The sequence below is a fragment of the Rikenella microfusus DSM 15922 genome, assembly GCF_000427365.1.
Taxonomy (GTDB): Bacteria; Bacteroidota; Bacteroidia; order Bacteroidales; family Rikenellaceae; genus Rikenella; species Rikenella microfusus.
In genome coordinates, this window is record NZ_KE386488.1 from 612227 (window position 1) to 633926 (window position 21700).

16 protein-coding genes and 1 tRNA gene are annotated in these 21700 nt (G+C 59.2%); 8 read left to right on the forward strand and 9 right to left on the reverse strand.

The genetic code is table 11. The annotated features are described in order from the left end of the window. Positions 1-226 precede the first annotated feature (226 nt). Positions 227-2920 (reverse strand): DNA mismatch repair protein MutS, encoded by a 2694-nt coding sequence (gene mutS, locus RIKMI_RS0103610; RefSeq protein WP_037291451.1) that lies wholly within the window; start codon positions 2918-2920, stop codon positions 227-229. Positions 2921-4154: 1234 nt separating this feature from the next. On the opposite strand from mutS, the gene RIKMI_RS0103620 reads away from it, so the two are divergent. The 4 genes from RIKMI_RS0103620 (at position 4155) to RIKMI_RS0103635 (ending at position 7909) form a co-directional block, all read left to right on the forward strand. Further along, positions 4155-5108 (forward strand): NAD(P)-dependent oxidoreductase, encoded by a 954-nt coding sequence (locus RIKMI_RS0103620; protein ID WP_027290469.1) that lies wholly within the window; start codon positions 4155-4157, stop codon positions 5106-5108. 642 nt (positions 5109-5750) lie between these two features. Further along, positions 5751-6368, forward strand: a complete 618-nt coding sequence (locus RIKMI_RS0103625) for a helix-turn-helix domain-containing protein (RefSeq protein WP_027290470.1) — start codon at positions 5751-5753, stop codon at positions 6366-6368. Positions 6369-6414: 46 nt separating this feature from the next. Further along, positions 6415-7191, forward strand: coding sequence for a bactofilin family protein (locus RIKMI_RS14260; RefSeq protein ID WP_084135162.1), 777 nt, complete (start codon positions 6415-6417; stop codon positions 7189-7191). Between the two features lie 28 nt (positions 7192-7219). Next, positions 7220-7909, forward strand: coding sequence for a hypothetical protein (locus RIKMI_RS0103635; protein ID WP_027290471.1), 690 nt, complete (start codon positions 7220-7222; stop codon positions 7907-7909). Positions 7910-7945: 36 nt separating this feature from the next. On the opposite strand, the gene RIKMI_RS0103640 is transcribed toward RIKMI_RS0103635, so the two are convergent. The 5 genes from RIKMI_RS0103640 to RIKMI_RS0103660 all read right to left on the reverse strand — a co-directional run bounded on the left by RIKMI_RS0103640 (position 7946) and on the right by RIKMI_RS0103660 (position 12074). After that, positions 7946-8515 carry an acyltransferase gene (locus RIKMI_RS0103640; protein ID WP_027290472.1) on the reverse strand — a complete coding sequence of 190 codons (570 nt, stop codon included), beginning with the start codon at positions 8513-8515 and terminating at the stop codon, positions 7946-7948. 27 nt (positions 8516-8542) lie between these two features. After that, complete coding sequence (locus RIKMI_RS0103645; RefSeq protein ID WP_027290473.1) at positions 8543-9415, reverse strand: aldo/keto reductase; 873 nt, start codon at positions 9413-9415, stop codon at positions 8543-8545. A gap of 273 nt (positions 9416-9688) precedes the next feature. Beyond that, positions 9689-10303, reverse strand: coding sequence for a flavodoxin family protein (locus RIKMI_RS0103650; protein WP_027290474.1), 615 nt, complete (start codon positions 10301-10303; stop codon positions 9689-9691). Beyond that, the gene (locus tag RIKMI_RS14840; RefSeq protein WP_027290475.1) at positions 10284-11051 is read right to left on the reverse strand and encodes an acyltransferase; all 768 of its coding nucleotides are present in this window, start codon (positions 11049-11051) and stop codon (positions 10284-10286) included. The genes RIKMI_RS0103650 and RIKMI_RS14840 overlap by 20 nt, the downstream gene beginning before the upstream one ends. A gap of 57 nt (positions 11052-11108) precedes the next feature. Then, on the reverse strand, positions 11109-12074 hold the full coding sequence (locus tag RIKMI_RS0103660) for an alpha/beta hydrolase (RefSeq protein ID WP_037291454.1): 966 nt from the start codon (positions 12072-12074) through the stop codon (positions 11109-11111). A 934-nt stretch (positions 12075-13008) separates the two neighbouring features. Between RIKMI_RS0103660 and ychF the strand changes: the two genes are divergently transcribed. Further along, entirely contained in the window at positions 13009-14112 is a 1104-nt protein-coding gene (ychF, locus tag RIKMI_RS0103665) for a redox-regulated ATPase YchF (RefSeq protein WP_027290477.1), read from the forward strand. A gap of 295 nt (positions 14113-14407) precedes the next feature. Beyond that, positions 14408-16426, forward strand: a complete 2019-nt coding sequence (locus RIKMI_RS0103670; RefSeq protein ID WP_027290478.1) for a PL29 family lyase N-terminal domain-containing protein — start codon at positions 14408-14410, stop codon at positions 16424-16426. Between the two features lie 158 nt (positions 16427-16584). On the opposite strand, the gene RIKMI_RS0103675 is transcribed toward RIKMI_RS0103670, so the two are convergent. The 3 genes from RIKMI_RS0103675 to dnaK form a co-directional block, all read right to left on the reverse strand. Next, entirely contained in the window at positions 16585-17370 is a 786-nt protein-coding gene (locus RIKMI_RS0103675; protein WP_037292150.1) for a glycoside hydrolase family 16 protein, read from the reverse strand. Positions 17371-17531: 161 nt separating this feature from the next. Continuing rightward, on the reverse strand, positions 17532-18152 hold the full coding sequence (locus tag RIKMI_RS0103680) for a hypothetical protein (RefSeq protein ID WP_027290480.1): 621 nt from the start codon (positions 18150-18152) through the stop codon (positions 17532-17534). 225 nt (positions 18153-18377) lie between these two features. Continuing rightward, positions 18378-20297: a molecular chaperone DnaK gene (gene dnaK, locus RIKMI_RS0103685; protein ID WP_027290481.1), complete on the reverse strand. Its 1920-nt coding sequence runs from the start codon at positions 20295-20297 to the stop codon at positions 18378-18380. Between the two features lie 193 nt (positions 20298-20490). Here dnaK and RIKMI_RS0103690 point away from each other — a divergent pair, with 193 nt between their 5' ends. Together RIKMI_RS0103690 and RIKMI_RS0103695 are read left to right on the forward strand one after the other, a co-directional pair. Next, positions 20491-21183 (forward strand): YjjG family noncanonical pyrimidine nucleotidase, encoded by a 693-nt coding sequence (locus RIKMI_RS0103690; protein WP_027290482.1) that lies wholly within the window; start codon positions 20491-20493, stop codon positions 21181-21183. 423 nt (positions 21184-21606) lie between these two features. After that, positions 21607-21688, forward strand: a tRNA-Leu gene (locus tag RIKMI_RS0103695). Positions 21689-21700: the final 12 nt, after the last annotated feature.

Consider the following 21700-nt stretch of genomic DNA (forward strand, 5'->3'; position numbering starts at 1 on the left):
GTCCGCGGGCAAACCGGCGGAACGAAAGGTGTGGGGTCGCAGCGGAGCCGTTCGGGTTTTTGCCAGGGGGCGCCATACCTGATTCGGGCGGGCACCGCAGGACCGTGCAGGGAGAATCATTACCCCATTCGGGTCAATCGTATACGATTACCTTTGGGAAAGACAGAGGTGCAGAACCCGGCGGCCGGCCAAAAACCGCGGACCGGGCCGGATACGGCCGGAAGGTTCAAAGGCCGGATAGTTTCTTGATTTCGTTCAGTTTGTTCAGCGCTTCGATCGGGGTCAGCGAATTGATGTCCAGGCCACGTATCTGGTCGCGGATCTCCTTGAGCACCGGATCGTCCAGCTGGAAGAAACTCAGCTGCATGCCTCCCTCGCCCGACGCGGCGGTACGGCTCCTGCCCCTCCCCCGGCCGGAGGCCGGCGCAGATACGGACGAGAGGTCGGGCGAACCGCCGGCGGCCGATCCGTTCCGCCGCTGCCGTTCCAGGTCTTCGAGCACGGCCTTGGCGCGGTCGATCACCCGCGGGGGCATCCCGGCCATCTTGGCCACATGGATACCGAACGAGTGTTCGGTACCGCCGGGCACCAGTTTGCGCAGGAAGATGACCCGTTTGTCCACTTCGCGCACCTGCACGTTGAAATTTTTGATCCGTTCGAAACGCGCCTCCATCTCGTTCAGCTCGTGGTAATGGGTGGCGAAAAGGGTTTTCGCCTTGCCGCCCGGATGTTCGTGCAGGTATTCCACCATGGCCCAGGCGATCGAAATGCCGTCGTAAGTGCTGGTGCCGCGGCCGATTTCGTCCAGCAGCACCAGGCTGCGCCCGGAGATGTTGTTCAGGATGTTGGCCGATTCGAGCATTTCGACCATAAAGGTCGATTCGCCCTGCGAAATGTTGTCGGAGGCGCCTACGCGGGTGAAAATCCGGTCTACCAGCCCGATCCGCGCGGACGAGGCGGGCACGAAGCTGCCGATCTGGGCCAGCAGCACGATCAGGGCGGTCTGGCGCAGCAGGGCCGACTTACCGGCCATGTTGGGGCCGGTGATGATGATGATCTGCTGGGAGGTCGAATCCAGGTAGAGGTCGTTCGGAATATAGGGTTCGCCGATGGGCAGCCGCTGTTCGATCACGGGGTGGCGGCCGTCCTTGATTTCCAGCACGTCGTCGTCCGCGATTTCGGGCCGGCAGTAGTGGTGTTCGATGGCCACGCGGGCGAACGAGAGCAGGCAGTCCAGTTCGGCTACGGCCATGGCGTTGCCCTGAATGGCGGGCACCGTCGGCTGAAGCGAGGCGACCAGCTCCGCATAGAGCCGCGCTTCGATGGCGGCGATCTTGTCTTCGGCGCCGAGTATCTTCTCTTCGTACTCTTTCAGCTCCTCGGTAATGTACCGTTCGGCATTGACCAGGGTCTGTTTGCGTATCCACCCCTGGGGCACCTTGTCGCGGTGGGCGTTGCGCACTTCGATGTAGTAGCCGAAGACATTGTTGTAGCTGATCTTGAGGGGAATGCCGGCGGCTTCGCTCTCGCGTTGCTGGAGGGCGAGCAGGTAGTCTTTGCCGCCGGTGGCGATCCGGCGCAGCTGGTCGAGTTCTTCGTGCACGCCGGCGGCGATGACGGGGCCGCGGCCGGGGATCAGCGCGGGTTCGGGCAGGATCTGCCGTTCGATCGAAAGGCGGGCGGCGGAGCAGTCGGCGAAACGCTCGGCGAAGCGGCGCAGCTGCGCGTTCGGGCTTTCGGCGCACAGGTTCCGGATCCGCTCCGAAGCGGCGAGGCCTTTGGCGAGCTGTACCAGTTCGCGGGGATTGACGCGTCCGACAGCGATTTTCGACACGATGCGCTCCATATCGCCGACGGCGCCCAGCTCGGCGGCGAGCGCGTCGCGCAGCGCGGTGTCGCGCAGCAGGTGGCCAACGGTCTCCAGCCGGGCGTCGATCGCCGCCTTGTCTTTCAGGGGCAGCGATATCCACCGCCGGAGCAGCCGGGCACCCATCGGGCTGAGCGTGCGGTCGATGACGTCGGTCAGGGAGGTACCGTTCTCGCTCAGGGGGTGGAACAGTTCGAGGTTGCGGATCGAAAAACGGTCGATCCACACGTATTTGTCCTGGTCGAGCCGCGAGATGCCGCGCACGTGGGAGAGGTCTTTGTGCTCGGTATATTCGAGGTAATAGATCACGGCGCCGGCGGCGCTCACGGCCAGGGGCAGCAGGTCGATCCCGAACCCTTTGAGGGAGGCGGTGTCGAACTGTTTGAGCAGTTTCTCGCGGTTGCTGTCGTAATTGAAGGCCCACTCGTCGAGCTTGTAGGTATAGTAGCGGTCGCCGAAAGCATGGCGGAATTCCGCTTCGTCGCCTTTCTTGAAGACGATCTCTTTGGGCATGAGGTTGGCCAGCAGTTTGTCGATGTATTCGACCGATCCTTCGGCGGCGTAAAACTCGCCGGTGGAGATGTCGATGAAGGCGACGCCGGCACGCCCTTTGGGGCCGAAAGCGACGCTGGCCAGCCAGGTATTCTCCCTGTGGTCGAGAATGTTGTCGTCGAAGGTGATGCCGGGGGTCACCAGCTCGGTCACGCCGCGTTTGACGATCCCTTTGGCCTGCTTGGGGTCTTCGAGTTGCTCGCATACGGCCACGCGCTGGCCGGCCCGCACCAGTTTGGGCAGATAGACGTCCAGGGCGTGATAGGGAAAGCCTGCGAGTTCGACGCTGGCGGCGGAGCCGTTAGCTCGCTTGGTCAGGGTGATGCCGAGAATGCCGCTGGCGGTGACGGCGTCCGGCCCGAATGTCTCGTAGAAATCCCCGGCGCGGAACAGCAGGATGGCGTCCGGGTGCTGCGCCTTGATGGAGTAGTATTGCTTCATCAGGGGGGTGAGGGCGTATTTCTTTTCGGGTTCGGTCTGCGGAGTCTCTTTCTTGGCCATGGTCGTTTCCGGAGTAAGATTGTAAAATAACCGAACCGGATCGTCCTGTCCGTCCGCATAACGGGGTTCGGATTATTTGGAACAAATATACGCCAAAAAACAAAATTTTCGGGCGGGGACCGGTTCCCTCTCTCCGGACGAACGGATGCACGCCGGGTCTGGATTTTCATCCGTTATCTCCGTTCCGGGCGGGGTCGGAAGCGGGGCGGCCGACCTGCACGGCCTGGTTACGCCTCCTGACGGGGTACCGACGGGCCGCTCGATCCGGCCGATAAAAACCGTACGGTTAAATTAGGCTTCCGCGTCAGCGGGTAGGCCGCAGCCTCCCACCGCGAAAGCCCGGTAACTCGAACCAGTCTGTAACTACCCCCTTCCATTCCCCGCAGTCCGCGGCTCTTGAGTAAACAAATTGACGGTTCTTTAGAGTCCGGACGCCCGGGAGCGGTCGCAACTTTCGGCGCGTAGAGCGACGAATTGCGGGCCTCCCGAGGGGAGGCGTCCGGCCCACCCGCTGACGCGGCAATTCATTCTTAACTGTACTTTTAATTTACAGGCTAAATCCCGGAGCCAGCGAGGGCAAAACCGCAGGTTGCAGCCCTTCGCCGGGGGTGGCTGCGGGCTGGCCGCTAACGCGGAAACTTATATTTTAACCATAGGTTTATTTATATGTCTATCGCCGACGGGCGTTTATTCTTTCTTTGCCCGCTCGTGCCGCGGGGCACTTACTTTTTTACCTACGGTTTCCTCCTGGCGCCTCGGCCATTCGTGCAAGCCCGATGGCTCTCGGCTACTGCGTCGGTTGCGCGACCAAAAAAGTAAGCAAAAAAGTCGCCGGGAATGCGATTCCCCGCTCCCGACTCTGGTGTCGGGCCGGGAAATCACACATTCCCGGGTTTGCAACCTTTATCCGTGTTTCGATACCAATGTAAGAAGCCGGAAGTCCTTTTTTAACCTACAATTAAATGTTCCCGGCTTTCCCCTCCTGTTCATTTATCAGGTAGAAGCTGTAAATCCGCACGGAGACAAAGAACAAAAAGCGGGAACAATATTATCCCCTACCGCTTTATACCGTCCCTTTCAACCGGCAAGTACCGGACATGCACCGGACGATCATACCCCCGGACGTAAACCGATAGATAGTTATATCTTTGTATTCTGCGAGTTGCGAACCGGCTGCCCGCAGACGACTCTACCTACAGAAACATAAGGAACGAACGACCGGAATCCGACGAAAATGAAAAAGAAAATATTGATTACCAACCGGCTGCCCAGGGAACATTTCACCATGCTCGAAAAACGGTTCGAAGTCGTGATGCCCGACAGCGAACGGTTTCCCGCCGAAGAACTCGCCCGGTGGCTGCCCCGCATCAGCGGCATGATCTCCTCCACCGCCTTTCCGGTGACCGATGCGGTCATGGCCCGGGCGCCGGAACTGAAAATCGTCGCCAGTTACGGCGTCGGATACGACAACATCGACGTCGCCGCCGCATCCCGGCGCGGGATCGTCGTGACCAACAACCCCGTCCCCGTGCTGGAACCTACCGCCGAACACGCCTATGCCCTGATGCTCGCCCTGGCCCGCCGCATTCCCGAATGCGACCGCGCCCTGCGCGAAGGGAATGCCCGTTGGGGCCTGATGGACAACCTCGGCACCTCGCTTTTCGGCAAGACCCTCGGCATCGTCGGCATGGGACGTATCGGCCGGGCCGTCCGACGTTACGCCGCCGCCTCGCGAATGAGAGTCCTCTACCACAACCGCCGCAGACTGTCCGAAAACGAAGAACGGGAACTCGGCGTGGAATATGCCGCTCTCGACACGCTGCTCCGCGAATCCGACATCGTGTCGGTACACCTGCCCCTGACTCCCGAATCGCGCCACCTGTTCGGCGCCGAACAATTCCGGATGATGAAGCCGTCGGCCCTGCTGGTGAACACCGCCCGGGGCGCGGTGGTGGACAATGCCGCGCTGGCCGAAGCCCTGCGCGTCGGCGAGATCGCCGGGGCCGCGCTCGACGTATTCGAAGGCGAGCCGAAGATACTTCCGGAACTGCTGGAACTGGACAACACCGTTCTGACGCCCCATACCGGAACCAATACGGTGGAGACACGCGAACGGATGAGCTTCCACGCGGCACGTAATATCATCCGGTTTTTCGAAGGAGATCCCGACATAGACCGAGTCAATTGAACCGGCTGCATACGGGAAATAAAACGCGATGCCGCAGACGTTCGTCGTTCTGCGGCATCGCTGTATCTATCGGTTTTCCACCGGCTCCGTACCGAGCGGGAAAATCCGTAAAGAAAACCGATCGGTTAATTATCATTCCTAACGCAAAAATAGTCATCCGATCTTTTTCTGCAAAAGAAAAATATCTTTTCATTGATTTTCAATGATATGCAGAAAATATGCATCATACCCCCGACAGGACGTTCTGGCCGGCGGCGGCATCTCCGGAAAAAGGATCGGTTAAACAGACAGTTATAACGGATAACAAGCTGTTTACCGGTCATTTAATCCGATAATATACCGAATGCGTCAGGGCAGAGCCATTCTCCGTGCCTTGCAGTACGAAGAGACGCGAAGCCGGACAAAAGCCCGGAGGATCCATAAACGCCCGAGCCGCCGGTATATCAAAATACATTAAGGTTAAGTATATCCGCTTTGCCCAAAGCCGCGCAGCGATCGCCCCGAACGGCCCTGCGGCGCCGCCCGTCGCAGGGGACCCGGAATTTTCTCCGGGAAAGGAATACAACGGGAGTCAGGCATGCAGATAAACATAGAGTAAAGCCGTATATACTCACCATATATAACTGCCTAATCGTGTACAGGATGAGCAAGGGGCAAAAAGGCATCGTCCGCGGTTATTTCCGGGCCGGCGCAGAGGAAGAGGGGTTCCGGGAGGGCGTGTCGGCCCTGCTGGATGCCGGCGTGTCGAGCGGAAACCTGTTTTTCGAACCGGACGGCCATCGGGAACTGGACCGCGTGCTGGAATTGTCGCAAGACGGCGACACGATTCTGGTGCTCCGCCTGACCGACATCTGCGGCCCGGTCAAAGCGCTGTTCAGACTGGTGAAACGGCTCGCGGCGGCAGGCGTGCGCCTGCGTTCCGTCAGCGAGCCCTGGTTCGAGATCGGCAGCGGCACGCTGCGCGACGCGCCGCTGTGCGAACTGATCCGGGAGCTTTACAAACTGTCGCTGATCTTTCCGGAACCGTCCGTCCCGCGCCCCGTGGGCAGACCGCGGGGAAACGGCCTCGGAATGCGCGAGAAACTACGCAAAGCCCAGACCCTTTACCGGCAGAAACAGGAATGGCCGGTAGCCGAAATATGCCGGAGAACGGGAATCAACGAACGGACTTTTTACCGTTACCTCGCCCGTCAGGAAGAGGACATCGCCAGACGTCCCCGGGGCCGCAAGGCGAAACCCCGCGGCAATTCCGGCGCCTGAACGGCAGCCGCAGCGAATCATGGACAAACCTTAGTACCTTCAAATCATGCATAACAGTAAATACGGGATGCGTCTGTGTCCGTCCGCAGCCGTTTCCGTGCCGGCGGACGCAGAGGCTCCCTTTTTCTTCCGCTTCCTCCGTACCGGACGGGAGCCGTCCGCCTCCGGCAACGAACAGTCGGAGAAACGCGGCAACGGGGAGGGACATTCCCGGATGCCGGCATCCCCGCCAAAACCAGAACCGTCGGAACGGTCCCTCTCCAAACCCTCCCCTGCCCCGCAGCGCCCGGCTCCGGTGGCAGGAGAGCGCGGCGTGAACGTCTTTTGCGAAGGGCTGGTGATCGAAGGCAACGTCGTCGCCGAGACGGATATCCGGATCTACGGTACCGTGCGCGGCAACGTCGTCTGCCGCAGCGACATCGAACTAAGCGGCGAAGTAACCGGAGACATCGAGGCACGCAACGTGCGTATCAGCCGGGGTTCCGTACAGGGCGACATCCGGGCGCGGGAAGGGCTGAGCATCGAAGACAGCGTCATCAAGGGAAACCTGACCGCGGCCCAGGCACAGATCAACAACCGCATCGAAGGCGACATCGTCGTCCGCGGCACGCTGAGCCTGCTCCGGGCGGCCGACGCGAAAGGAGACATCACGGCCGCCGGCCTGAGCGTGGAAGAAGGAGCGGTCATGAACGGACGTATCACCATTTCCAGAGAGCAGGAAACCCCGGGCAAAAAGCCGGAACAAAACCGGACGGCGGCTGCCGACATGCCGCCTGTCGCACCCGCCGCGGAGATTTCCCGCCCGGACACGGAAAAACCCTGACCTGCCGGCTTTCCCGGCCCGAAGAACGATGAAACGGTACAGTATCTCCCTCGGCCGCGACGGCAGCCGCGTGGTCCGCAACGGTCCGTTCACCTGGCACCGTTACGGGGCGGCAGGCACGTACCGTACCCTTCAGCGCGGCCATGTGCTGATATTCTGCATCGAAGGCCGCGCCGAGCTTTGCTTCCGAAGTTTCCGTTTTACCCTGACTCCTTCGCTGATGGCCGTGGCCGACACCCGGGCGCTCGTTTCGCTGCATTGCCAGGCCGGTACCGAACTGGTGGAATATCGCCCCGGCGCACGCCGTATGCCCTTGTACCCGTATCCGGCCGCCGATTCCGCTTTCCAGACGTTTCCCGTCCGTGCCGAACTGCGGGAATGGGTCGCCGCGAAAGCCTCGCGTATCCAGTCGGGTTACCGTTTCGACCGCCACGGCTTCTGTCCCGTCGCCGTGCAGTTGCGCGACCGTTCCGGCGGGACGATTCCTTATCCGTATGCATGTGCCGAGGGTTGCCCTCTCTGGCGGAATTGCACCGGTACGGACGGCCCGCTCCCGGGGAAGCCGGGCATGGGGCTGGATGCGGCCGTTTCGTTCGCTTCCCGGCCCCGGAACGAAACGGCCGCGGCGGCATGCGCCGCCGCTGTCGGGATATTGATTTGGGGCAGTCTGCTGCTATACGGGCTTTGGGAAAGCCTCCGCCGTCTGGCAGAACAATGACCGGCATCCGCGGCCGGCCGCGGAAACATCGCCGCGTCAGTCCGATTCGATCCTGCGCAGGGGCCGGGCCGGTACGCCGCCCGCGACCGTATTCGCCGGTACGTCTTTCGTCACGACCGCCCCGGCCGCTACGACGGCATGATCGCCGATGGTCACTCCGCGCAGGATCGTAGCGTGCGCCCCGATCCATACCCCTTTCCCGAGTACGATCGGCGAGTGGTACAGGTTCTGCCGGTCTGCGGGCCTGAAGCCGTGGTCGAGGGTGGCCATGACCACGCTATGCCCGATCAGACAGCCGTCGCCGATAAAGATGCCGCCCTGGTCCTGAAACTGGCAACAGGAGTTGATAAACACATTCCGCCCTACATGGATGTTTTTTCCGAAATCGGTATAAAACGGCGGAAAGAGGCGGAACGAAGGGTCTGTCTCGCGGCCCGTTATGCATGAAAACAGCCGGCATATCTCCTCGTCGGTGCGGAACGGGCCGTTGAGTTCGGCCAACAGGCGCCGCGCCTGCCGGCTCTGTTCGCGCATAAAGGCGATCATCTCCTCGCCTTCGAGCGGTTCGCCCGCGGCGATCATCCGTTGAAATTCGTCTATCGTCATCATCGTCTCTTTTTTCTGCGAAAACGGTTATTTTTCCGTGAGAGTAGTCAATACGGGGTTGTCGAGATAGCCGTACACACGGCGTACCTCCGCGCTCCGGCCGAGATCGAGCATGGACGGCACCCCTTTGTCGAGCGTGGCGATACGGGCCATGTCGTCCGTGTCGAGCGCGAAGTCCCAGATAGCCAGGTTTTCGACCATGCGTTCCCGGCGCACTGTTTTGGGGATGACGGCCACTCCGCGCTGCACGTTCCAGCGCAGGATCACCTGGGGCACGGTCCGGCCGTGTTTTCCGGCGATTTCGTGCAGCAGCGGTTCGGCGAACATGCCCTTCAGCCCCTCGGCGAACGGCGCCCAGCCTTCGGGTTCCACGCCCAGTCCTCTCATGGCCTCGATCTCCGCCGCGCGTTGGAAATGCGGATGCAGCTCGATCTGGTTCACCATCGGCCGCACCTGCGCATTGTAACACAGGTCGAGCAGCCGCGCCTCGTCGAAATTGCACACGCCGACGGCACGGACGCGGCCTTCGGCATACAGCTCTTCCATCGCTCTCCACGCCCCGTAATAGTCGGCCAGCGGCATGTGGATAAGGTACAGGTCGAGGTAATCGGTCTGCAATTTCCGCAGGCTGCGCTCGAAAGCCTGCCTGGTACGGTCGTAGCCCATTTCGTGGATATACGCCTTGGTGGTGATGAAAAGCTCCTCCCGCCCGATGCCGCACGTGCGCAGGGCACGCCCTACGGCCTCTTCGTTTCCGTAGGAACTCGCCGTGTCGATCGACCGGTAACCTGCCGCGACGGCATCGGCCACGACCCGTTCGCATTCCGATTCGGAAATCTGGAACACTCCGAACCCTTCCATCGGCATCTCTACGCCGTTGTTCAGCACTTTGTAATCCATATGGTTTCGGTAATTATATACTATTTTGCACGGCATCAGTGCCCCTTACGACGACGAAAACTCCCGGTCGGTGCGCCCGCGGCACCGCCGGGCCGACAGCGGGCAATTACCGCCAGGCAGGTTCGGCATACCCAAGCATGAATCAGGCTTTTATGGCTCGGAAACGACGAACCTGCCGTTCTCCCGCAGATACCCGGACGGTCGCTGCGCGGCTCCGGGAGACACGTTCCGCCGTAGGCGGCTATCCTCCTCCGAGATCCGTCTTTTCCCGCATCACCGGATGAAACTCGTCCGTACCGCCTCTTCCCTTTCCGGAGCCGGTTCTCCGCCGTTTTTCAGGTTTTTCAGCATCCATACCATATTGCGGCCCAGCGTGCGCATGGTCTGGAGGCCCTCCGCATCCAGCGCGGCCTCTCCCGGCAGACGGCCGTGCACGCTGTTCCAGTATTGCGACGGCACCACAGGCATATCGTTGATGGTAAAATACTTGTTCAGCCGGTCGAACGCCGCGCTCGCACCTCCCCGCCGGCAGACGACCACGGCTGCCGCAGGTTTGTGCCTCAACAGCCGCGACGAAGAGTAGAACAGCCGGTCGAGCAGCGCGCACAACGAGCCGTTCGGCCCGGCATAATAGACCGGAGAACCGACCACGATACCGTCCGCTGCGGCCAGTTTTTCCCGGATAGTGCGGTACGGCCCGTCGTCGAACACGCAGCGGCCCAGTTCGGCGCAGCGATTGCAGGCGATACAGCCCTGTATCGCTTTTGTCCCGATGGGGACAATCTCCGTTTCCGCTCCGCCTGCCCGCAACGCGCCGGCCACCTCCGACAGAGCGATGTGCGTATTCCCTTCCTTTCGGGGGCTTCCGTTAATCAACAAAACTTTCATCGTTTCCGTTTTTCATATATTCGTTGATGGTACGTCCGTCCCACCGCACGCCGGTACGGACGACCCGGGCCGGAGCGCCGACTACGAGCCGGTTGCTTTCCTCGAAACTCCGGGTCACGATACTGCCCCAGCCTATGACATTGTCGCGCCCGATGCGCACATTCTTGCCGATCTTCACGTCTTTGCCCACCCACACGTGTTCGCCGATTTCGATATAGTACGGACGGTTCGTCGGATTGCCCTCCATGTCCGTAATGGTATGCGCATCCGTGCACCAGATGTCCACGCCCCAGCTGATCATCGTGTCGCGGCCGACGGCTATGCGCGAACCGTCCTCCTGGAGGTAGATCACGGCGCCGCAAACGACGACGTGCTCGCCGATCTCCATCCGGCAGCCGTTCGCCCCGCGCGGGGCATTCATCCAGCTGTCGAACGGCGTACCGATGACCAGATGCAGGCCGAACATGCCCCAACCGGGATTGTAACAGACGGTCAACGCTTTACCCACTTCCATTTCGTTGTTGTCTCCGACGATGAGGATGTTGAAAGCGATGTTTTTCAGCAATGCCACCGCCTCTTCTTCCGAACCGAAATGCAGGTCCACCCGGTTGCCGTTACCCTCTATCCGGATATTGGAAGCGTTCACTATCTCCTGCCATGCCATCGCGCTGCCGTCCAGACAGGCTATCTTTTCGTCTCCGGGAAAATGCAATACGATTTCGTTTCCCATCCCTGTAATCTTCTCCATGGTAATCAATGGTTCTTTATCTCTGCCGGATTCCGTGTTCCGCGGGCCGGCACCGGTTTATTTCAGGTACTCGCGGAAAAAACTTTCGATCCTGTCGAACGGAATTTTCTCCCGGTTGTCGTAGAGGTCGGTGTGGTTGGCGCCGGGAACGATCAGCAACTCCTTGTTGTCGCCTTTCAGCTTTTTGAAAGCGTCTTCGCCGAAGTACCGGGAGTGGGCTTTCTCGCCGTGCACCACCAGTACCGCGCTGCGAATCTCGTCGCTGTAAGCGAGAATGGACGTATTGAGCAGCGAAAGCGCCGAGGTCTTGTTCCAGCCGCCGTTGGAGTTGAGCGAACGGGGATGGTAGCCGCGCGGGGTCTTGTAATAATCGTAGTAATCTTTCACGAACTGAGGCGCGTCGGCAGGCAGCGGATCGACCACACCGCCGGCCAGGGCGCAGGTTCCGCTGCGGAAGTCCTCGGTACGTTGCGCGTTGAGCTGACGGCGCAGCTCGTAGCGGGCGTCGGCGTCCATCGAATCGAAATAGCCGTTGGCCGTTACGCGATGCATATCGTACATGGTCGAAGCCACGGTCGCCTTGACGCGGGTGTCGATGGCCGCCGCATTGAGCGCCAGGCCGCCCCAGCCGCAGATGCCGAGAATACCGATCCGTTCGGGATCGACGTCTTCGCGGGTAGAGAGAAAATCGACCGCCGCGCCGAAATCTTCGGTATTGATGTCGGGCGAAGCCACATAACGGGGTTCGCCGCCGCTCTCGCCGGTAAACGACGGATCGAAAGCGAGGGTCAGGAACCCGCGTTCGGCCAGCGTCTGGGCGTAGAGGCCCGAAGCCTGTTCCTTGACGGCGCCGAACGGACCGCTCACGGCTACGGCAGGCAGCCGACCGCCGGCGTTTTTCGGTTTGTACATGTCGGCCGCCAGCGTAATACCGAACCGGTTGGTGAAACGTACTTTTTCGACGGTTACCCGGTCGCTCGGAGCGAAGGTCTTGTCGTTTTCCTGTGCATGTGTCGTATTCATGGCAATCGGAATTAATAAGGATGTGATGAGTGTGATGATTTTTATCATAATATTTCCAGTTTGATTTCCGGTGGTTTTCAGGCCCGTGCGACCTGAGTATCATATACCCGCGCGGTTAAAATAAATTTCCGCCGGCGGGGGAATATTACTTTAACCCTACAGTTAAAATGCTTTCCTCCTTCGGCTTTGCGCCCACCCCCCGAAGCGGCGTAGCCGCTTGGGCGCGAAAGCCGGCGATTCTGAAGAATCGCATAACCTACAAACCGTAGGTTAAAATTAAAGTTCCGCGTAGCGGCCAGCCCGGAGCCACCCCCGGCGAAGGGCTGCAACACTCGCGAAGCTCGGTCTTGCCCTCGCTGGCTCCGGGCGATAACATATAAATTTAACCGTACGATTAATCGTCTGGTTGTTTATAAAGGGCGCAACCTGCGGGGACCGGAAACGAGCTTTGCGAGTGAGCGGGCCTCCGCTTCGGGAGGCTGCGGCCCGCGCGACCGAAAGGTCGCAAAGCATATCCATGTCATATTATCGGCTTTGCACCCATTTTCCGAAACGGTTCCGCAGCCTTCCATGCGGATACCGCTCGTACTACGCGGCCGTCCGGCGCCGGGAAACCACGATCCGGCTTGGGGGCAAACCCCATACAGCCAGGGTTCCGCCCTTATCCGTATGCAAAGATAGAGCAACCCGGCCCCGCTTTTTGTAGCCGGATTACGGATATAATAACCCCGATTACAGATTCATAACCGGAGAACGACTCCCGCCGACCTCATCGATGGCCCCTCGACGGCCCCGCCGACACGCCCGCGGACGGCTTCGGCAGAGGAGCCGAACGGCGGAAGATACGGGGAACGGCGGCGCGGCGCCCTTTGCCGCGCCCGATGGAAAAGTAGGAAATTAAACGTAACTTTGCCCCGCAAAAATCCGAAATACCATGGCACTCCAATGCGGCATAGTGGGCCTGCCCAACGTCGGCAAATCCACCCTTTTCAACTGTCTGTCGAACGCCAAGGCACAGGCGGCCAACTTCCCGTTCTGCACCATCGAACCGAACGTGGGCGTGATCACCGTGCCCGACGAACGGCTCAACCGGCTGGTCGAAATCGACCGCCCCAAACGGGTGGTGCCCACCACCATCGAAATCGTGGACATCGCCGGGCTGGTCAAAGGAGCGTCGAAAGGCGAAGGCCTCGGCAACAAATTCCTGGCCAACATCCGCGAGACGGATGCCATTATACACGTGCTGCGCTGTTTCGAGAACGGGAATATCACCCATGTGGACGGTTCGGTCGATCCGGTACGCGACAAAGGGATCATCGACACCGAACTGCAGCTGAAAGACCTCGAAACGGTCGAAAACCGGCTCGGCAAAGTACAGAAACAGGCCCAGAGCGGCGGCGACAAGAACGCCAAACGGCTCTATGAAATCCTGGTGCGCTACAAAGAAGCCTTGGAACAAGGCCGCTCGGCGCGTACCGTCGTGCTGGACAACCGGGAGGACGAGAAACTGGCGGCCGACCTGTGCCTCCTGACAAGCAAACCGGTGCTCTACGTCTGCAACGTGGACGAAGCGTCGGCCGCGGAGGGGAACGCCCACACGCGGGCCGTGGCAGAGGCCATCCGGGACGAAGGGGCGCAGATGCTGGTCGTGGCGGCGGCCACCGAAGCGGACATCGCCGAACTGGAGAGCTACGAAGAGCGGCAGATGTTTCTCGCGGACATCGGGCTGACCGAGTCGGGCGTGTCGCGTCTGATCCGCGCCGCCTACGCCCTGCTGGACCTGGAAACCTACTTCACCACCGGGCCGGACGAAACGCGGGCGTGGACCTACGTCAAAGGGACGAAAGCCCCGCAGGCGGCCGGGATCATCCACACGGACTTCGAGCGGGGATTCATCCGCGCCGAAGTCATCAAATACGCCGATTACGTGGCCTTAGGGTCGGAAAAAGCGTGCCGCGAGGCGGGCAAAATCGGTATCGAAGGCAAAGAATACGTCGTACAGGACGGCGACATCATGCACTTCCTGTTCAACGTCTGACGGTCTTTCCCGCGCCCATTTCCGGGCGCAGGCAGACAAACGAACGCCCCGTATATCAGTTAGATATACGGGGCGTTCCGCTTTATTCGGTTTATCGTTCGCTTAAACGTTCGTTATTTTGTTACATTTAACATGCAAATATAGTTATTTTTCAAATACGCGAAAATATTTTATCAACCTTTTCAATATCAATACCATAACAGTACCGTCCGTAACCGTGTGCCGCGTTCTGTCCTTTCGCGGGAAACGACTGCAGGGAGTGTCCGTTTAAACGAACCTTTAAACGAACAGTACGATGAAGACAAAAAGCTTTACCAAAGGACTCGTCGGATGCGCGTTGCTCGCAGCAAGCCTCGTTACGGGCTGCAAGGAGTACGACGATACGGGCATCCGAAAAGACATCGCAGACCTTCAGGGCAGGGTCGAATCGCTCGAAGCGTGGTGCGAAACGGCCAAAGGGCAGATCAGCGCCCTGCAAAGCCTTGTCACGGCCGTCGAAAGCCGGGACTACATCACCGGCGTGGAGCCGGTTACAGAAGCCGGCAAAGAGACCGGTTACGCCATCTCGCTCGGAAGCGGCAAGACGTTTACGGTCAAACACGGAACGCAGGGAGATCCGGGCGTGACGCCGCAGATCGGAGTGGCCAAGGACGAGGCGAACCCGTCCGATGAAAATTACTACTGGACGGTCAAGACGGGAGACGACGAACCGGAGTTCATCGTAGATCCGGCGACGGACGGCAAAATGCCTGTTACGGGCGAAAAGGGCGATACGCCTGAGCTGAGCGTGGCGGAACACAACGGGCGCCTGTACTGGAAAGTGGGCGAAGATTGGCTGCTCAGCGACGGGGCTAAGGTTCCGGCCACCGGCGAGCAGGGGGACGCCATCTTCGCCGAGAACGGCGTTGATTACACCACCGACCCGAACAGCGTGACATTCACCCTTGCCGACGGTACGACGTTCCAGGTGCCTTACGCTTCCACGTTATTGACTATCGTTGCGGACGAAGAAAATGTCAATACGTTTAGCGTAACGAGCACCCTCTTCGAGGAAAGCGGCAATGTGGTGGATATCCGCGTGGAAAGCGAAAACGCCGACGGTATGACCATCGCAACCCGCGTCGCCACTACGCGGTGGACGGTGGAAAGCGAGATAAACGGGGATGTGCTGACCATTACGGCCGACCCGGCCAATGCCGTGGAATTGGGAGAAAAGGCATTGCTGAAAGTAACCGTAAGCGACGCGACCGGCCAGGTTCTGGCCAGCGGCCGGACTGTGTTCACGAACGCCAGGAAAGACAACGCGATATTGGCCTCCAGTCCGAAGATTCTGGCGAACGCATTAAACAACGATCCGGAAATCACTGAAATCAGGCTCGATGACGACCTGGCGCTCGACCAGACTTTGGTCATCGAATTCGGCGACGCAGCACAAAGATCCGTCAGGACGGCACAGACGCTCGAAAAGACGATCGACCTGAACGGCAAGACGCTGACCGGCCCTAAAAACGGGAGTACCATCCTGTTTATCAATCAGGGCACCGTCACGTTCAAGAACGGAACGATCGACATCGCGAACGCCTGGAATCAACACGCCGATATAGGCGTCGGAGTCGATAAAAGCCAAGATAATCCCAAATCCGACGAGGTGGTTTCGAAAGCGACCGCCAAATTCCACAAGGTAAAACTAAACGCCTGCGTGCTGGTGAGGTACGGCAGTTCGGTCGAAATTACCGATTCGGAAGTCGAAAACCCGCTTTACTGCGTAACCACCAACGCCAACGCCTCCAAAGCCGATACCGAGCCGGTTACGGTCAAAATTACCAATACGAAACTGACCGGCGAAACGCCCGTAATGCTCAACGTTCCCTCCTCTGTGGAAATAGATAACTGCACGATTACCGGAGGCTGGCAGGGCGTTATGATGCGCGGCGGCACGGCAACCATCAAAAACAGCCGGATCTCGCTCCAAGAAGAATTGGCTGCCAATGAAGGCAGCTGGCTGAAAGGCCGGAAAATCAAGGAAAATTGGGGATCAGGAAACGAAATCCCCGTGGCCGGAATCACGATGGGCGACAACACCGGTACGGCTTACCAATATCCGACCTCCGTTACGCTGGAGAACACGCAGGTAAGCGGTTACGAAGATTATTGGGCCGTCTTTGCCGATGCGACCGAAACCTGCACCGTAAACTTCAAGTACAACGAACAATGTACATTCAGCCCGAAGCTCGATCAGGAACAGAGCTTCAAGCAAGGCTTGAGCGCGGGTAAGTACATCACCGTCAATAATAAGGCTGTAGTAACCGAATAATCGGGACGCGGGCGCACTGCCCCCCTCCCGGATACGGGAAAACAAGGAAGGCTGCCGAACAAAATTCGGCAGCCTTCCTTTATTTCCATTAGGCGGTTTCAGCGAAACCGGCAGCGGTTTTCCCGGCCGTTATTCCCCTAACGGTATCGGATCGTACTTTATTCCCGTTCGCGGTAGTAACGTACCCAGTCCACTTCCATCTCCACGGGCACGTCCTGCGGGTCGATCGCGCCCACCCAACGGCCGCCGAGCTGCATATCGACCAGCAGGTAATAGGGGCGGTCGAACGGAAACTGTTCTTCAGGCCCGTCCGCGATACGCGGATACATGAACGTTCGACGGCCGTTGATGAAAAAGACGACCGAATCGGGATACATCTCCACGCCGTAAACGTTGTAATCCTCCGGCAGGATGGGCGCCGTGGAACCTTGCGGCGGGTCCTGTTTTCTGCCCAGGTTGTTCGTGTAATAGGAATGCACTGTCTGGTAAGCGATCGTATCGTAATTCAGGTGTTCCATGATGTCGATTTCGCCCCCTGTGGGCCACGGGTATTTTTCCTCTTCGAAGGGCAACAGCCAGATAGCGGGCCAGGCGCCTTTGGCGCCGTGGAGCCGGGCACGCACCTCGATGCGGCCGCCGTGGAAGGCACGCTTGCCCTTGGTGTAGAGGCCGCCGGTGATGTATTCCACGGTGTCCGTACCCTCCGGAGTCTCGATGGCCCGCAGAATGAGGTTGCCGTCCCGCAGATCGTAACAAAGCGGATTGTCGGACATTTTCCGCGCCCATTCGGGGTGTTTGCGGGGAATCTTCGACCACGATGCGGTATCGACGGCCGCCCCGTCGAAATCGTCTTCCCAGACCAGCTGCCATTTCGACGCCGGTTCGGGCGTACAGCCCGCCAGAGAGAGAGCGGCTGCCGCCGCCAAGAACAGTTGTTTCAACATACGCAAGGTTTTAAAACATTTCAGAAACGCCGCCGCAGCTCCGGCGGCGGAACAAAAATAAGTGTTTTCCGCCCGCGCCGTTCCCTTTCCCGTTCCGAATCCGCTCAAAAAAAGCGTATGGAAACTCGTCGTTTCCATACGCCGTACCGTCCCGGACGGTTTTACGCTTTCGCGCAGGCCGGGACGCTCCGTCCCGCCGCAAGGGAGCGGCGCATCCGGGGCTGGCTGTTTTCCTCGAAATCCAGGCACCACCGCTGGTAAGCGATGAACGTTTCCAGATAGGCGGAGAGGGCGAACCCGAAGTTCAGCCGTTCTTCCAACGCGTCGGGAGTCGCGGAGCCTTTCGGCATTTCGGAAGTCGCGGCGCTTTCCTGCGCGAGGGGGCGGCAGCCGATCCCCGCGATGTGTTCCAGCACCATCCGGCGGTAGAGGAATACCTGGCGCCGGCCCTGCGCTTCGGCGGTTTTCCGCCCGGAGTCGGTCAGAAAGTCATAGAGGATATCCAGCTTCTCGTCGTCCGGGCCGACTGCGAACAGCAGTCCGTTCAGGGCTTCGCTTTGGTCGGCGACCAGGCCCGTGTCCGCCGGACGTATCCGGTCGCCGGCCCGGCCCGCACGGCTGCCCGCTTCGACCGAACGGCTGAAAAGGAGGAAAGAGCGGGCGTAGTCTCCCCGCTCGAAATATCCGGCCGCTTCGGCCAGGCGTTTTCTGGAAATATGGAGGGATTCGCGGACATTCGTTTCAAAAACCGGGGCGTACCTATTTTGCTTCATCAGGATCATAGTTGTCAATTATTTGTAAAACAATCGAATAGATCGTTTCCTCTGATATATAACAAATATGGGGCCATTTTTACGACAAAAAGCGATGCGTTTGAAAAAAAACGACGGTATAGCGAAATTTCCCGGAATGTCGGTTGCCCGATGAACGGAATATCCGCGACGAAAAAAGGGCCGCCCCTCCGTCGATTGGAGGGGCGGCCCCTTGGTCGGATGTCCTCGCGGACGTTATTTCACCTCTTCGAATTCCACGTCGTGCGGGCCGTTGTCTTCCGGTTGCTGCGACTGCGATGCGGAACCCGCGCCTGCCGAGCCTGCGCCGGGGTTGGCGCCGCCGGCGGCACCGTTGTTGCCGGCGTTGTAAATATCCTGCGAAGCGGCCTGCCATGCGGCGTTCAGCCCTTCGGAATATTTGTCGATGTCGGCCAGGTTCTGGGCTTTATGGGCCTCTTTCAGACCGTTCAGCGCGGTTTCGATCGCCGATTTCTTATCGGCCGGGATCTTGTCGCCGTACTCTTTGAGCTGCTTTTCGGTGCTGAAGATCAGGGAGTCGGCGGCGTTGATCTTATCGACGCGTTCGCGTTCCTCCTTGTCTTTGGCTTCGTTGGCCTTGGCTTCGTCGCGCATGCGCTGGATCTCGGCGTCGGTCAGCCCCGACGAGGCTTCGATCCGGATGCTCTGTTCCTTGCCCGTGCCTTTGTCTTTGGCCGAAACGTTGAGAATGCCGTTGGCGTCGATGTCGAAGGTCACTTCAATCTGCGGCACGCCGCGCGGCGCGGCCGGAATGCCGTCCAGGTGGAACCGGCCGATGGTCTTGTTATCGCGGGCCATCTGGCGTTCGCCTTGCAGGACGTGGATTTCGACCGACGGCTGGTTGTCCGACGCGGTGCTGAACACTTCCGACTTGCGGGTCGGGATGGTGGTGTTGGCGTCGATCAGCTTGGTCATCACGCCGCCCATGGTTTCGATACCGAGCGAAAGCGGGGTCACGTCGAGCAGCAGCACGTCTTTCACTTCGCCGGTGAGCACGCCGCCCTGGATAGCTGCGCCGATGGCGACCACTTCGTCCGGATTGACGTTCCGGGACGGCTCTTTACCGAAGAATTCCTTGACGACCTGCTGGATGGCCGGAATACGGGTCGAACCGCCGACCAGAATCACGTCGTCGATCTGCGCAGCGGTCAGCCCGGCGTCTTCCAGCGCTTTGCGACACGGTTCGATGGTGGCGTGGATCAGTTTGTCGGCCAGCTGCTCGAATTTGGCGCGGGTCAGCGTGGTCACCAGGTGCTGCGGGATGCCGTCGATCGGCATGATGTACGGCAGGTTGATTTCGGTCGAAGTGGCGCTCGAAAGCTCGATCTTGGCCTTTTCGGCGGCCTCTTTCAGCCGCTGGAGGGCCATCGGGTCTTTACGCAGGTCCACGTTGTGCTGTTTGCTGAATTCTTCGGCCAGCCAGTCGATGATCACGTGGTCGAAGTCGTCGCCGCCCAGATGGGTGTCGCCGTTGGTCGATTTCACTTCGAAGACGCCGTCGCCCAGTTCGAGGATCGAAATATCGAACGTACCGCCCCCCAGGTCATAGACAGCGATCTTCATATCCTTGTCGGACTTTTCGAGACCGTAAGCCAGCGCGGCGGCCGTCGGTTCGTTGATGATACGGGCCACTTTCAGCCCGGCGATTTCGCCGGCCTCCTTAGTCGCCTGACGCTGCGAGTCGTTGAAGTAGGCCGGCACGGTGATCACCGCTTCGCTCACTTCCTGACCGAGGTAGTCTTCGGCGGTTTTCTTCATTTTCTGAAGGATCATGGCCGAGATCTCCTGCGGGCTGTACAGCCGTCCGTCGATGGCGATACGCGGCACGCCGTGCTCGTCTTTCACTTCATACGGCACGCGTTTCATTTCGTCGCCCACCTGGCTGTAGGTTTCGCCCATGAACCGTTTGATCGAAAAGATCGTCCGTTTGGGGTTGGTGATGGCCTGACGTTTGGCCGGGTCGCCCACTTTCCGTTCGCCGCTTTCGGTGAAAGCCACGATGGAGGGCGTGGTGCGGTGTCCTTCGCTGTTGGGGATCACGACAGGCTCGTTGCCTTCCATGACGGCTACGCAAGAGTTGGTGGTCCCGAGGTCGATACCGATGATTTTTCCCATGATATTGTCTGTGTTTTTATTTTGTTGATTCAAATTCGACGTTTCGGTAAACTAACAAGCGCTGTGCCAAAACGTCTTTTTGCCAAAATGTCAGTCTTTCCTGTCATCCGGCGGAGCGGGAGGGCCTGACATTCCGGCCGGGTTTTTCCGCGGATTTTGCCTATTTTTGCAGGGCGATTATCAGCCAGTCCCTATGAAATACAAGCATCTTTTTTTCGATCTGGACGACACGTTCTGGGATGTCCGCAGCAATCAGGAGTCGGCGCAGCGGGAGCTGTTCTCCGTTTTCGGCATGGCGGCCCACTATCCGGATTTCGACACTTATTACGGTACGTTCCGCGAGATCAACCAGAGGTTGTGGACGGAGTACCGGGACGGCATCGTGAACCGGGAAACGCTGCGCAACCAGCGTTTCGTGCGCCTGCTGGAGTCGGCGGGGATCCGCGACGAACGGCTGGCGATGGACATGAGCGACGAGTACCTGCGCATTTCGCCGACGTTCAACGCGCTGATGCCGCACTCGAAGGAGGTGCTGGAATACCTGTACGACAAAGGGTATCCGATGTCGCTCATCACGAACGGTTTCAACGAGGTGCAGTTCCGCAAGGTGGAGTGCAGCGGACTGAAAAAGTTCTTCCGGCGGATCACGACTTCGGAATTCGCGGGGATCGGCAAACCGAATCCGGGGATTTTCGAGTATGCGATGCGCAAGGCGGAGGTGGGGCCGTCGGAGTGCATCATGGTGGGGGACGATGTTTATACGGACATTTACGGCTCTTCGACGGTGGGGATGCCGTCGGTGTTCGTGAATCCGTCGGGGGCGGAACACGACCAGCATCCGCTGCACGAGGTGCGGAGCCTGCTGGAACTGAAAGAGATTTTTTAAAAGGCGGGTATTTACGACGTTACCTTGATTTATGCATGCTCGATTTTCAAAGCACTTCGGCCGATTCAGGCGGGAAAGTCCAGGCCGGAATAGTCCTTTCGGGAAGTTTGTCGGGCTTTGCCGTATTTTAGGTGAATACATATTTATTTTCACACTTGATTTTCAAGTGTTTTCACCCTTTAGGCTGAGAAAGTCCCGGTTCCCTGCGCCGAGCGGCGCCGCAGGGCCGCTTAAAGATATGGATATCGACCGACCTTGGATAAAGCCGGGCAGATTCGCTCTTAGAAATTGTCGGTGAGCAGGTTGGCGTTTTTTGCGATATTTTTTTCGGAATATTTTCGCAATACGCTTGCAGGATTCGGAAAAACACCCTACTTTTGTCTCCGCATTCGAAAGGGTGCACCGTTCATAACATCATTATATGCCCAGGTGGCGGAATAGGTAGACGCGCACGTTTCAGGTGCGTGTGCCGCAAGGCGTGCAGGTTCGATTCCTGTCCTGGGCACAAAGCAGGCTG